This is a genomic window from Leptolyngbya sp. UWPOB_LEPTO1, assembly GCF_017302695.1.
Taxonomy (GTDB): Bacteria; Cyanobacteriota; Cyanobacteriia; order Leptolyngbyales; family Leptolyngbyaceae; genus Leptolyngbya; species Leptolyngbya boryana.
In genome coordinates, this window is sequence record NZ_JAFLCJ010000054.1 from 1 (window position 1) to 12685 (window position 12685).

At 42.9% G+C, this 12685-nt stretch carries 12 protein-coding genes and 2 pseudogenes; 4 read left to right on the forward strand and 10 right to left on the reverse strand.

Translation table 11 applies throughout. From position 1 onward, the window contains the following. Positions 1 to 134 precede the first annotated feature (134 nt). Both J0L70_RS31645 and J0L70_RS31650 read right to left on the reverse strand, forming a co-directional pair. A pseudogene (locus tag J0L70_RS31645) lies at positions 135 to 440 on the reverse strand (IS21 family transposase); the annotation flags it as partial. Positions 441 to 568: 128 nt separating this feature from the next. Beyond that, positions 569 to 721 carry an AhpC/TSA family protein gene (locus tag J0L70_RS31650; RefSeq protein WP_287457291.1) on the reverse strand — a complete coding sequence of 51 codons (153 nt, stop codon included), beginning with the start codon at positions 719 to 721 and terminating at the stop codon, positions 569 to 571. 342 nt (positions 722 to 1063) lie between these two features. Here J0L70_RS31650 and J0L70_RS31655 point away from each other — a divergent pair, with 342 nt between their 5' ends. Then, on the forward strand, positions 1064 to 2023 hold the full coding sequence (locus tag J0L70_RS31655; RefSeq protein WP_287457292.1) for a hypothetical protein: 960 nt from the start codon (positions 1064 to 1066) through the stop codon (positions 2021 to 2023). A gap of 281 nt (positions 2024 to 2304) precedes the next feature. Here J0L70_RS31655 and J0L70_RS31660 read toward each other — a convergent pair whose 3' ends face one another. Then, positions 2305 to 2757 (reverse strand): hypothetical protein, encoded by a 453-nt coding sequence (locus J0L70_RS31660; protein ID WP_287457293.1) that lies wholly within the window; start codon positions 2755 to 2757, stop codon positions 2305 to 2307. 1 nt (position 2758) lies between these two features. Then, positions 2759 to 4081, reverse strand: coding sequence for a tetratricopeptide repeat protein (locus J0L70_RS31665; RefSeq protein WP_287457294.1), 1323 nt, complete (start codon positions 4079 to 4081; stop codon positions 2759 to 2761). A gap of 121 nt (positions 4082 to 4202) precedes the next feature. On the opposite strand from J0L70_RS31665, the gene J0L70_RS31670 reads away from it, so the two are divergent. From J0L70_RS31670 to J0L70_RS31680, 3 genes are all read left to right on the forward strand, one after another. Beyond that, positions 4203 to 6095, forward strand: coding sequence for a hypothetical protein (locus J0L70_RS31670; RefSeq protein ID WP_287457295.1), 1893 nt, complete (start codon positions 4203 to 4205; stop codon positions 6093 to 6095). 160 nt (positions 6096 to 6255) lie between these two features. Beyond that, positions 6256 to 7026: a hypothetical protein gene (locus J0L70_RS31675; RefSeq protein ID WP_287457296.1), complete on the forward strand. Its 771-nt coding sequence runs from the start codon at positions 6256 to 6258 to the stop codon at positions 7024 to 7026. 13 nt (positions 7027 to 7039) lie between these two features. After that, on the forward strand, positions 7040 to 7741 hold the full coding sequence (locus J0L70_RS31680) for a hypothetical protein (RefSeq protein ID WP_287457297.1): 702 nt from the start codon (positions 7040 to 7042) through the stop codon (positions 7739 to 7741). A 47-nt stretch (positions 7742 to 7788) separates the two neighbouring features. Here J0L70_RS31680 and J0L70_RS31685 read toward each other — a convergent pair whose 3' ends face one another. From J0L70_RS31685 to J0L70_RS31710, 6 genes and pseudogenes are all read right to left on the reverse strand, one after another. Continuing rightward, complete coding sequence (locus tag J0L70_RS31685) at positions 7789 to 8685, reverse strand: META domain-containing protein (RefSeq protein WP_287457299.1); 897 nt, start codon at positions 8683 to 8685, stop codon at positions 7789 to 7791. Positions 8686 to 8826: 141 nt separating this feature from the next. Continuing rightward, the gene (locus tag J0L70_RS31690) at positions 8827 to 9321 is read right to left on the reverse strand and encodes a hypothetical protein (protein WP_287457300.1); all 495 of its coding nucleotides are present in this window, start codon (positions 9319 to 9321) and stop codon (positions 8827 to 8829) included. Between the two features lie 451 nt (positions 9322 to 9772). Then, complete coding sequence (locus J0L70_RS31695; protein WP_287457301.1) at positions 9773 to 10273, reverse strand: hypothetical protein; 501 nt, start codon at positions 10271 to 10273, stop codon at positions 9773 to 9775. Positions 10274 to 10294: 21 nt separating this feature from the next. Continuing rightward, on the reverse strand, positions 10295 to 11014 hold the full coding sequence (locus J0L70_RS31700) for an excinuclease ABC subunit UvrA (RefSeq protein WP_287457302.1): 720 nt from the start codon (positions 11012 to 11014) through the stop codon (positions 10295 to 10297). A 119-nt stretch (positions 11015 to 11133) separates the two neighbouring features. Further along, positions 11134 to 12120, reverse strand: coding sequence for a lytic transglycosylase domain-containing protein (locus tag J0L70_RS31705; RefSeq protein WP_287457303.1), 987 nt, complete (start codon positions 12118 to 12120; stop codon positions 11134 to 11136). 76 nt (positions 12121 to 12196) lie between these two features. Beyond that, positions 12197 to 12685, reverse strand: a pseudogene (locus tag J0L70_RS31710) (hypothetical protein); the annotation flags it as partial.

Genomic DNA, 12685 nt, shown 5'->3' on the forward strand with positions numbered 1-12685 from the left:
TGCAACAGATACAGCACCTGGAGCCGTTCTTTACCTGTCGCCGTGGTTTGTGCCCTGAGTAGTTGTTTCAGTTCTTCAGCGCTTTCTTGAATCTCTAGCTTGTAAACGCCTGCCATCGTCGCTGACGCGGCATAGAGGGTACTGTACTGGCTGACCTTCGCACTCAGGACTTCATAGTCAGGATAACGGTACTTAGGCAGGGATTGCAAGACTTGTTGCTCTTGTATAAACTTCTCATTGCATTTTGCATTCATCTTTGCAATGACTGTTTCAATCCAGCTTTGATACTCACTCACTGTCGCAAAATCGAAACTGCCGCGCAGCAATAACGATTGCTTTAATCGTCGCTTAAAATGTCCGTGAGAAGCCTCAATCGCTCCATTTTCATGTGCTACCCCTAAATTGTTGCGCGTGGCTTGCAGGCGATAGTGGGCGCAGACTTCCTGTTGAGCGACAAACCCACTAGCACCGTAGAGAACAACATCATAGGAACGCTCAGACATGGCAGCAAGACTTCAAGTTACTCTGATATGTTGACCTCCGACAGCGAGGACAAGAACGAGAGCGGTTAACTCATATTCTCAGCAAAACCTAGAATGGGCCGGTCTCGATGTTCATAGAGTAATTCACTCTGAGCATCAAACAAAAACGTTGCGCCGTGCTGGGTGAGGTAGGAGGAATCTGGCACATAGGTTTTCCAATGACTTAGCACTTCGGTCATATTTCGCAGTCGCAACTTCTAAAATCTGCGATCGCTTCTGGGCTAGAAGATCTTCAATACCCAAACCTGATTGAATTGCTATCCTCCGATCCTCGTCCTCCAAAATCGCATCGAATTGCTAGCTCTAGTTTAGAACACCCAATTCGGTCGGAGCATAATTATTCGCTGAGACAATGGGAGTGCGATATGTCATAGCGTATCTTCGTTCTGGCACGGTCGAAGTAATTCCACTTTTTGTTATGGATGCCGCGATCGAAGACTATACAACCTAATCAGGTGCATAACCTCGTGATCGCGGCATCCTAAACCTAGAGCAGCGACTGCATTTGATTGAACAACATCATGAAACTATTTCTGACTTTATCTCTAGTTGGAACAACGCTTCTCAGCCATTTTTCCCAAGCATTTCGCCTGCATCCTGTTGTCATTGCAGGTTTAACGACAGGGATGATCCTAACTTGCAGTATGACGATCGCTCAATCCGTGACAACAGGTTGGTTATTCAATGGACAAAGCACGCTCAACCAGATCACGCTCAACGGTATTAAATATACTGGAGAATGTGCTGCGGGTCCATTTTTTCCAGAACTGACAGGTACTTTCATCTCTCAAAAAACGCCTCCCGCACCTCATACTCGTGTCCTCATCAAAAACGTAACTTTGGGTGTTGCAACCGATCCAAATCCATATACCAATCGCGAATATGACGAACGCCGCCCTACTTCTGAAATTGCTAAGATGGATTTCTCACGAAAACATCGGATGCGGAGATTTGGCGTTGTACAAGGGTTGAATACATTCGAGTACACGATTAAACGACGAGATAAAGTCTTAGAAACTGGAACCTTTACTTCAAACATTACTACTAGTGTCCGTGAGGAGGAGCGCAATGCAACTTGGATTCGCGATAAGGTCTGTGCTAACAGGTCTGTTTCGCTAGATGTCTGTGCTGATGTTCGGAGCCGCCGCGCTCGACAATGCCAAGATGGTCGCGTTCTTGAATCGGAACTTACACCCGACGATCCTGAAATTACTAGCCGTATCTATAATGACACCGGAGAAACCCTCACGTTTCGATATGATAATCGAGAATATCGGCTCTCGCCAGGAGAATATACAACACTCAGAAGTTTTGAAACACCGTTCTCTGAATCTCTTTACTTCAATACGACCTGTAAAAACTGTCGCAGATTCAGTTCATCTAGTAGCTTCACTCCTGGTAAACGCTATCGATTTACTGCAAACAAGCATGGTGAAACTCGAACGATTCAACTAGAAGATTATCCTCGCTCGAATTACTAGAAGAATTGAAAAATGGCTTCAGTAAAGATTCTCCTAGTTCTCCCAAAATCCCCCTGAACTCCCTTCAAAATGATAAAGGTGTTACTGATTGAGTAACACCTTTCACTCATCAACAGAATAGACGTATTCTCCACATAGAAAAGTACTTTGGCGAATAAAATGCCAACTCGATTCTAGAAATTAATCATCCTAGTGTGCGGAGCTTGTCTAACTGGGCTATCAATCTTTTCTGATACTCTCAGCCATACGGCTCAAGCACAAGCTGAATCGAAAACGACACCTTAGCGTTTGATATGAGAGGAGCTATGTGGCTGCCAACCATTTGGTTCAAGGAGATAAAACCGTTTTGCTTCTCTCTCAACAAGAAAGAGTTTCACCTTTGTGCCTACTGCTAGAGGGCGTGACTGTCTTTGAGAACCTGGCGGCGAGATTGGCTTTCGATCTTTAATCGTGGTGTAATGCACCTCAATGGTTTGTCCAGGTTTCAACTGCGCTGAAAGAGATTTGTCCACTCTTTCAATCCGAACTTTGGCAATATGCTCGTAGTTCGTCCCGTATTGAACCGGAACTTCTCTCGTTTTAATCAAAGTGACCTGACCTACCACAATATGAGTGGCACGTTCTCTCAGTTTTTGCTCGGATAGAGGAGGAATGGCAGAATGAACTGATAGAGAAGTTATTAGAGGAATTGAAACTGCGATCGCCAGCGTAAGCCATAATAGTTGTTTTTTCATATCAAGACGCTCGCTTCAATTGGTTCAGAGCATGACCATACCATTCTGTATTGCCTTGCTTTTGATATAGTTCAACCGCTTTTTGAAAGTCTGAATGTGCTTCTCGCTGATTTCCTGCTGCTTTGAAGATCAGACCGCGACTGTAGTAAGCATCTGCTAATTCTGGATTAAGTTGGATCGCTTGAGTATAGTCTGCGATCGCACCTTGACGATCCCCTAACTCATCCCGAAGCCCCGCTCGATTGTAGTAGGTTGGCACAAATTTGGGATTAATCCGAATCGCTTGAGCGTAATCTGCTAGCGCCCCTTGGTTATCTTTCATAGCTGCACGGGCCGCACCTCGATTACTGTAGGCTTCTACATATTGCGGTTGAATTTTAATCGCTTGAGTATAGTCCGTGATCGCACGCTGATTGTCACCAAGCGCGAAGTAGGCATTCCCACGATTTTTATAGGAAACACTATCATTGGGCGTAAGTTGAAGGGCTTGGGTATAGTCTGAGATCGCGCCTTGATGATGATTTAATTTTGACTGAGCATTCGCTCGATTCTTATAGAACTCAACTTGGCCGGGTTGATGCTGGATTGCTTGGGTATAGTTCGTGATCGCAGCTTGGTAGTTTCCTTGCATCACAGCAATGTTGCCTCGATTATTGTATGCCGAGGCATGAGTTGGATTCAGCCTGAGGGCTTGAGTGTAGTCTGAGTAGGCATTTTGGTAGTCTGCAAGTGCAAAATACGCATTCCCACGATTGTTGTATGCTATGAAATAATCCGGTTTGTATTTGATCGCTTGAGTGTAGTCTGAAATTCCAGCTTGCTGATTACCTAGCTCTCTGTGAGCATTGCCTCGGTTATAGTAAGCTTCAGCATAATCCGGTTTGTATTTGATCGCTTGAGTATAGTCTGCGATCGCACGTTGAGACTCTCTTAAATCGATGTAGGCATTGCCTCGACTAGCGTAAGCCTGAGGGAAATCTGGTTTGTATTTAATCGCTTGAGTGTAGTCCGCGATCGCGTTTTGATAGTCTTTCAATGCTACATACGCAAGTCCTCGATCGTGGTACGCCTCGACAAGGTTAGGCTGAAGTTGAATCGCTTGGGTGTAGAGTGCGATCGCGCCTTGCAAATCATTTTGATCATGCTTCCTTGAAGCTTGTAGCAGTAGTGTTCGTGCAGGTGAGTTGTTCTGAGTTTGAGCAACAGGAAATGCAACCGACGGAGATAAATTGATGCAGGTTCCGCTCCAAACTCCTGCGGCTAAAATTAAGGCTTGCAAGCGTCTGTAAGAAACGTTGGAAGATTTTGGGAGAGAACTCATCATCTTGAACTGAAAGTATGTTGTGTCTCGATTTAGGGTTCACCTTGGTAGAGGATATGCAAGCTGCATAAGCTCACGATCGCGAAACCCGATACCCACTCACAAGTGATAGACAAGATGACAGATGTACAGATTTCTTCCGGTCGGGCTGCTCTTGATTAATGTTCTTTGGACAAGTACTGCTCAGCCAGCTCACGCCCTGAGTCTGAGGTTTTGTGTCAATCCTGATAGTACACCTGATTCTCCATCGCTCAAGCATACTCAGCCAGAAAATGCTGAGTGGGAACAGGGTCAAAAACTTGCCCAGATTGCGATCGCATTCTACCAAGCCGGAAAACCTGATCAAATGCAGCGGGTAAATCAACAGATTCAGACGAAGTTTCGCTACTCAGCAGAGCGGATGAGGATTTTATCAGCGCTGCAAATGCTCATCGTTGGGAATCAAGAAGCAGCACTTTCAGAGTTATCAAATCTAAATTTAACTGAACAAGACGCAACTGCCATTCTGATAGAAATTCTCAAGCTCCCCGAAGCAGATCGAGCAACTTGGGTTTTGCAGGCTGTTGATCGACTTCCAGATCGCATGATCAATGTGAAATTTGCTTGGCTCTTGGGTGTTGCAGATTCATATCCAAATCGCACCGAGTCGATGAAATTACTAGCAAAAGCGCGATCTCTACTCTATGAAGAATGGCAACTTGATAAGTGGGTTGATCTTGCAGAAACTTATCGGAGAGCAGGAGACGCTCAGACTGCACGATCGCTTTTAGAATCTGTGATCAAAATAGGACTGCCGCAAAACAAAATAGCAGCAGTCAGTCGGGCTTATGCGATGCTAAATGACTTCAATGCAGCGCAGAAGTTGATTCAGACGATGCCCGCAGCACAGCATTCAGTTCAGACGATGCTTGCATCTCAGAATTTAATGTCGGTACAGCCTATACCTGATGCTCCAGACAATGTTCGAGCCGCGATCGCACTTCAGTTTTCAGATCGTGGAGATGTCGCTCGCAGCAATCATTTCCTCAAACAAATTCGCGATCCTGGCATAAAACGGGATATCTCTTCTCAGATCATTCAGAAACTGCTGAAACAAAATCGCAAGCTTGTCTTACCAGAAAATGCTTCTACAGTTGAACGACAAATTGCTGAAATGGGAAGATTTCCAGGGCTATATGCGCTGATTAAAGATTGGCAGTCTATTCAGTTTCAACAAAATGCAGTAGCATGGCTCATCTATCGGGCGGCTCAAGCGAATCAGACGATAATTAGCGATCGCATGTTGACCCAACTGCGAGGATCTGATCTCAACTCATTCATTCGAGCCGCACAACTCCTCAATCAAGTGGGCTATCAATCGAAAGCACAAAACTTACTCATTGAAGCAATCGAACTCGCAAAACAAAAAGATTCAGCATTGATTCCATCACTGGCAGGACTCTTAGCAGAGACAGGCAACTTTCAGCAGGCAAATCGATTACTAGACGAACAGCTTGCACAGTTTGAGCGCAATCCAAAAGAAGCCAACTTACCAAAAAGCATTTCTAGCCCTGGTGACTTTTCACTCTTCTCTGAGGAGAGTTCCCTCTCACATTTCTTCAAAGAGCAGGTTTTCTCGTTGAGTTCTTCCCAAGCCAAGCAACTGCACAAATTGAACCCAGAACAAATTTTGCAATCGGTTCCGCCGCTCCAGAAGGATGTAAAAGCGATCGCATATGGTCATTTTGCGAAAGAATATAGTCGTGCCCGCAACTTTGCCAAAGCAAATGAATTGCTGCAAAAGATTCCAGCGCGATATTGCAAGTTTAGAACATCAATCTATCAGGAGCTAGTTGCTCAGGCGACGATGGCGAAAGATGCAGAAGTCGCACTCACCGCAATGGCACAAATTCATCCTTCCGAGGAAAATCAAAGTTTTTTGCGTGCTCAGTTTCTTGCGATCGCGCAATTCTACATTGAACAAAACAAAGGAACAGAAGCCATTCCGCTTCTAGAACATTTGCTGAAACCTTTATAGGGTGCAGAGCAGGGGCATTGCATAACCTCAATCTATTAAGATTCTATACCTGCTCAAGACATTTCATCTTGTTCGTCTGCTGCAATTCGAGAATGGCTTAATTTGAAAAATTCGATGTCTATTGCTTATTGCTAGCACTTTACTTTCTAAGGTTTATCTAATGCGTCATCTCAGTTTTGTCTGTTTTCTTAGTTGTTTCGCGATCGCGGGATGCAATGCCGCCCAAATCGATGCGAAAGTCACTCCAACACAAGCCACCGCTCAACCTTCTAAATCATTAAACATTCAAATCAATGCTCAAGTGGAAGAATCTCCAAAGCCAGAAGCAAATCAGATTGCAGAAGGGCGCTACTGGCTCGGAGGAACTGGTCAAGCACTAGAAGTCCAAGGCGAATACTTTCGCTATGAAACTGAAGGAGGGACGCAACCTTGGCGATCGCTCTCCGAACTTCAAGCGGTAAAAACTGAAGTCGTCTTTGATGGCAAGCTTTATTGGTGCTTATCGACAATGCAGCCAAAATCAGAGGCGGCTACTTGTTCTAAAGAAGGTTGGGTCACACAAGAATCTTCTTCAATCCCAGTCGAATCTTCAGGCGAACCTAGCCGAAAAATCAACTTAAATCTTGGAATATACAATGTCGGCTCAACTTATATTCAAATTGCAGCAAAAGGAGACAGACAATGTTTGCATATCTTTTCGATGAGAGGCTGGCGCGTTGGTTCAATTACTCCTGATGATCAACGTGAAGGTGTTTACCGAGTTCAAGGATGGGACAATATCAGACTTTCTCAACCCGATCCTGAAACTCTTCTCATTGACGCAGTTGCGTATCAAGCCAATCACCAATTTTCGCAAGAAATTGATGAGAACCTTCAGCAATGTTTAGATTCTGAGGCTCCTTTTGAGAGAACAGGTCAAGGACGAACTTAATCCATCTAAAATCATGAAACGACAAGCGATCTCACTCACCGCCTTTCTCAGTCTTCTAGTTCACGGGTGTAGCTATAGCAAGATTGCTACTCCTCCAGCGCCTAGCACACCTGTAGCGAGTTCGTCACAACCTACTGACAAATCAGAGAAGAGTGTAGCTTCCACTAAATCAGAGGACTCGACTCAACCTACGGCTTCTTACAAAACAGAAGAATCTTCACCTTCTCAAGTAAAGCAGCGAGTCTCAGAAGAGCAGAATGTTGATCGTACTCAAGAAGTAATGGGTAACGCATCAACAGGTGAAAAAGTGACCTTGATGCTAGATTCGATCGACATCACACTACGAAGTATTGGCTTTGAGCGACCGACTTACTCTTTTAGCTATCAGATCGGTGCTGAAAAAGTAAATGCTGTGACTTCTTGCAATGGCGAATTCCAGACGACCAAAGATGGGACTTTCTATGACAATCCAGTCAAGCCAGCTTCAGCAGCAACTCAGAAAATGCTCGATCGAGTCTGCACCTATCGTGTCAAAGCTTTCCAAGTTGTGAATCTTCCTGCATCCGTGAAAACTGAGCCACAAGGCAAAACGCTCTGTACTGTGCAAAATGCTCAATCGATTACGACTTTTGGACAGCATCAAGATTACGCAGGTTGGTTTTATACTAACGTTTGCGGCAAGATAGGATTGATCAATCGCGCTCAAATTCAATAGAGCAAAGGGATTTTCAACAGTTTTGTCAGTCTATCAGACTACCTGCCTCAATTATCAGGTAGTCTGAATGTCAGTACTCCTGCCTGATTTCCTTGTTGGAAAAACAGCTTCAAGTTTTGAGCATGATTGATGATTTCATATCGCTGCACAGTTTCTAGTTTTGCTAGAAAACTCTGCTCAAGCTGCATTTGTGAGAGTGAGCACATCTTCTCTGTCGTCGCAATTCCTCCGATTTTGATTCGATTTCGTGATGCCTCGTAAGCAGCAGAATATTCATTACAGCCAGCAGATCCACCGATTGAATCTGCTGTGAATTTCAGCGTAATTGGCTGTGGTGTGGTTTGAGTTGTTGAACCGATTGTGATTGAGCTCAGGTGCCAATCTGTGTTTTTAAGCTGCGATCGCATCGGTGTAAAACCCAAAAATCCTTTACCAGAAGCCGCTTTATACTCAATAATTAATTTATCGGGCTTCAGGAAAGCTACAGCGTAAGACGCTTTTAGAGCAGAAGCAAACCAATTTTCTCGATTGGCAACTGCTGAAATACATCCCCTCTTTGTAGAAATGATTGCTCTTGGTAGGTGCAACTGGAAATTTTGGAATTGATACTCCGCTGAGTAATCATTGCAGCCTGTTGAGCCACCAAGCCGTTTCCCATCAAAGCGAATTGTGATTGGATGGCTGGGAAGTAATCGGATAGACTGTCCCTTCGATTTCCACTCTGAAAGTTGCCAAGTAATTCCTTCAAATGCAGATGAGTCAGGCTGATAGAGGTTGCCAGGACGAGGAATGGTGGCGAGGATTTTAGATTGAGCAGAAACCGAGTTAAGAGGAGTCGTTGACGTTTTCGATTGAACCGGAATGCTAGAGAAAGCCGCGATCGTAATCGCGCCGACTAACATTGGGATAAGTCTTTTGAAGGTAAAGTCGATTTTTTGCAACATATATTGGGGTTTTCGATATCGAAACCGAGCAGAACCATGCTTGATCTTTTGATCAAGTACATATCCTTGCTCTTGAACCTAGTTTCTTTCACCCTGAAGGTACGGTCTCATATGAATTGCTAAAGTGTCCAATGGTACTCACTATTCAACCTTCATACATTTAAGCATGGCGCTTCGTGCTTTCATAAATCCAGTCATACTGGCACGAAACACCTCTTTGCCATCTAGTTGCAGTGTGACTTCATTCTCTGCATTCGCATGACGCATCATTCCTAACACGTCAGCTAGAACCAGAATTCCAGAGTTTTTGCCGTGAGGTATGAGTGCCGCATTGATGGGTACAGGTTTAGCCCCCTTGAATGTGAGAGTAGGCTGAATCTCCCTAATCCCAGTAGTTGCAGGCATTCCAACGCCTTGAAATAGGATTGCGCCCGCGCCCTTTTGACTCGGGCCAGAGAACAACACAATATTAGATACTTTGGGAGTCTCAGTAAATGAGACAGCGCAATTTTTTCCAGTTCCATCCCCTTCGGAAGTCATCAACCATATTCCTACGTTGGGTTCGTGAAACAGAATTCTTCCGTATTTTGCTTCAAATTCTGCCCGTTTAACCAGCGAGTCTAGCAAGCTCATCATTGCTGGATCTGGAGGGAGTTTGAGTGGAGCGGGTTCAGATCTAGGGGGTTTAGGAGCGGGGAGATTGACCGCTGGTGTTTCTTCTACCCACGCGCATGCAATCCCTGACTTGTTAGGTTGCCCGCTGGTAGGATCCGGTACTCCGACTGGGCATTGCCAACGAGCGTTAGCTTTAGTCATCATCATTGAACTGGTGACAACTATCGATAGAGCAGACAAAGCTAGTTTTGTGGATAGAGAAGAAATTCTGGCGGGATTCATAGATACCTTATGGAAATGAAAGAAACTCAGTTGTGAATAGAAGCAGCTTTGACTTAGAGTGCTCTGTATAGATTTAAGTTTCGAGTCTAGAGAGGTTATGCAATCTCATTCTCCACTTCAAAATGTTGCCATCATCCATAAACGAAGCCAGCTAAAGCTCCAGTTGAGCGGCTACCGATAACTTTGAAAATTACCGACAAAGATTTTCAAATCGACCCATACCTGTTGCGGGTACTGAACATTGATAGGTTCCTATCAGAGTTCGACCTTTTGAACCTATCTGGAAGTGGCGTAATTCGACTGGAGGCGGACTCGCTCCTACTCTAGAAGCCTCCAACTGGAGATTCTCAAATCTTGACATCATACAGAAGTTACGGTCAGCAGCACGTACCGTAGCATTTCTGTCTGGAGGACGTGTAATCACAGACAGAATGAGTCGATTATCGTCGGATTTGGGACTCTGCCACTCATAAAATGCAAGTGGTACATTGTCTCGGCTGTAAACACCACAGGGTGTGTTTTCTCCCTTTCCACCCTGTAAATTTATAAAAAGCCACTGAAGACGAGTAAGGGTATAAGGTTGTTGCCAGATGTCTTGAGATGGTGAAACCTCGGCAAAAACTGGTTGCTGACATAGCGCTGCCATGCCTATAGCTGCAATCTTAGAGAGAAAGAGAACCTGCTTTTTCATAAAATCCTAGTACTTATACTCTTACTCAAAAATTCTACTACCTTGTTTCATAGCCAATTGCAATGATTCAGAGATACGCGGGCGGGAATCAGCATTTACTTCTAACCGGTCAATAACGATCTCAATATCGTGTACCTTATACCTGTCAAGTTGAATGCGTTTTGTTAATTCAACAACTTCGCCATCGATGCGTACACGAAGGAACCCCCATTTTTTGATCTGCTCAAATAATTCACGGTAGTGTCCTTTTCTTCCTTTAACTACAGGTGCCAGGATCAATACTTTCTTGTCGTAGAATTTTTCGAGAATAAGATCGATGATTTGATCGTCAGAATAACGAACCATCTTTTCTCCGGTAACATAGCTGAATGCTTCAGAGGCGCGTGCGTATAATAATCGCAAAAAGTCGTAGATCTCGGTAATAGTTCCGACAGTTGAGCGTGGGTTTTTATTTACTGTTTTTTGTTCAATGGAGATTACAGGACTAAGGCCGGTTATTTTATCAACGTCCGGACGCTCCATGTTGCCTAAAAATTGACGTGCATATGCTGAAAAACTTTCAATATAGCGTCTTTGCCCTTCTGCATAAATTGTGTCAAAGGCTAATGACGATTTCCCACTTCCGCTCAATCCTGTTATTACGACTAATTGATTGCGGGGAATTGTAACATCGATATTTTTTAGGTTGTGAACCCTGGCACCAACTACTTCTAAAAAATCACTTTCACTAATCTTTTCCATTGACATTTTCTTTCCTAATATCTTATGATTCTAATCTTTTCATAAGCATAACAAAGATAATGAAGTATTGTTGGATGGACAAGAATATAAGCCAATAAGAGGAGTTGAAAATAATAAAATCAGTGCGTTTTTACGCTGTCGGAGAGCGGGTTGGTCAATATAGTTGTTGAGGAATCTTTTAAGGCGTTTGTAATGGTGGGTAGTATTTCTTTTTCGATATCGTTCAATTTGGTCCCTTTTTTAGGAAAAGCAATAGCATATTTCTTTTTGTTGGTATTGGTAAGTGAGTTTGTTAATAGCCATGGATTTAAATTTATTAATGTCTCGCGGTCATATCCCTGAGCGATAGCAAATGCAGTTAGATCATGAATGGTACTGTCAATCGTTATTTTTTTTAATGCAGGAACACCGTATAGATCTTTTTTACTGATCTTGTAACCATATACATGTGGACGAGCCAAAATTTCTTTAACCGCAAGAACTTTGTAGATGTACCTTGCTGTTTCAGCTGTGAGTAATAATTTGTAATAATTCTCAGTGTTTTGTTTGTTGAGCTGTGATTGAATACCTCCCATTCCTCTATTATAGGAGGCTGCAACTAAGGTCCAGTTGTTAAACATCTTGTAGGCTTCTTTAAAATATTTACAAGCGGCTTCAGTTGATTTTTCAACGTGATAACGTTCATCTACTTCGCTCGTAATTTCTAAACCGTATCCTCTTGCAGTTACATCAATTAATTGCCAGAATCCTGTTGCTCCTTGAGGTGATACAGCATTGGTTAACTGACTTTCAACAATGGCTAAGTATTTAAAATCTTCCGGGATGTCGTTTTTTTTCAATATAGGTTCAATAATAGGAAACCATCTGCTGGCTCGTTTATGAAGAAACAACGAATGTGTTTGTTCATAGATGTTTTTTTGTAATTCTCTGGCGATCGCTTTCCTTACACTAGGTTCTTTAACAGGAACTTTTTCTCCGGCAAAGGTCATGTTTTTAGGAATTGTTACTTTAAAAGAGTTGTAATTTTCACTAAAATAATCTTCATAATTCGAATCAATTTTTTTTGTTGAATTATAGAATGCGATCAGCTCAAAAATGCTTGTCAAGAGTATAATTGAAAGTAATGCTATAAGTATTTTCTTATGGCGAAAAGCAAATCGTTTTATGTTAACGAAATATGACTTAAGCATTATTTTTTTTCTTGAATTTTTGTGTTGGAGAATACAAAAACCAGAATAATGCAATAAAGTATATACTGAAAAGAGTAATGTGCAAATAGCCCCAATCCTTGATATACTTTATGATCAGTATATTGAAGAACATCGAAACAAGGCAAATGCCAATATACAAGATTGCAATTCTTTTTTCTGTTAGTCCGCTATAAAATAAAAAATGTGTTGTATGATCTTTTCCACCAATGAATGGCGAAGAACCTCTTGCTAAGCGGTTGATCGTTACTGTGGTTGTGTCAATAATGGGTATGGCGAAGGTCAAAATAGTTACAAAGAATTGTTTGGATTGGATTAATTCCCCATTCACATCAGGAGTATTCCAGAAGTAGATAATACCCATTGCTCCTAAAAATAGTCCTAAAAATTGACTTCCCGTATCGCCCATGAATATTTTGGAAGGATGCCAGTTAAAATATAGAAAGCCGATCAATGCCCCCGC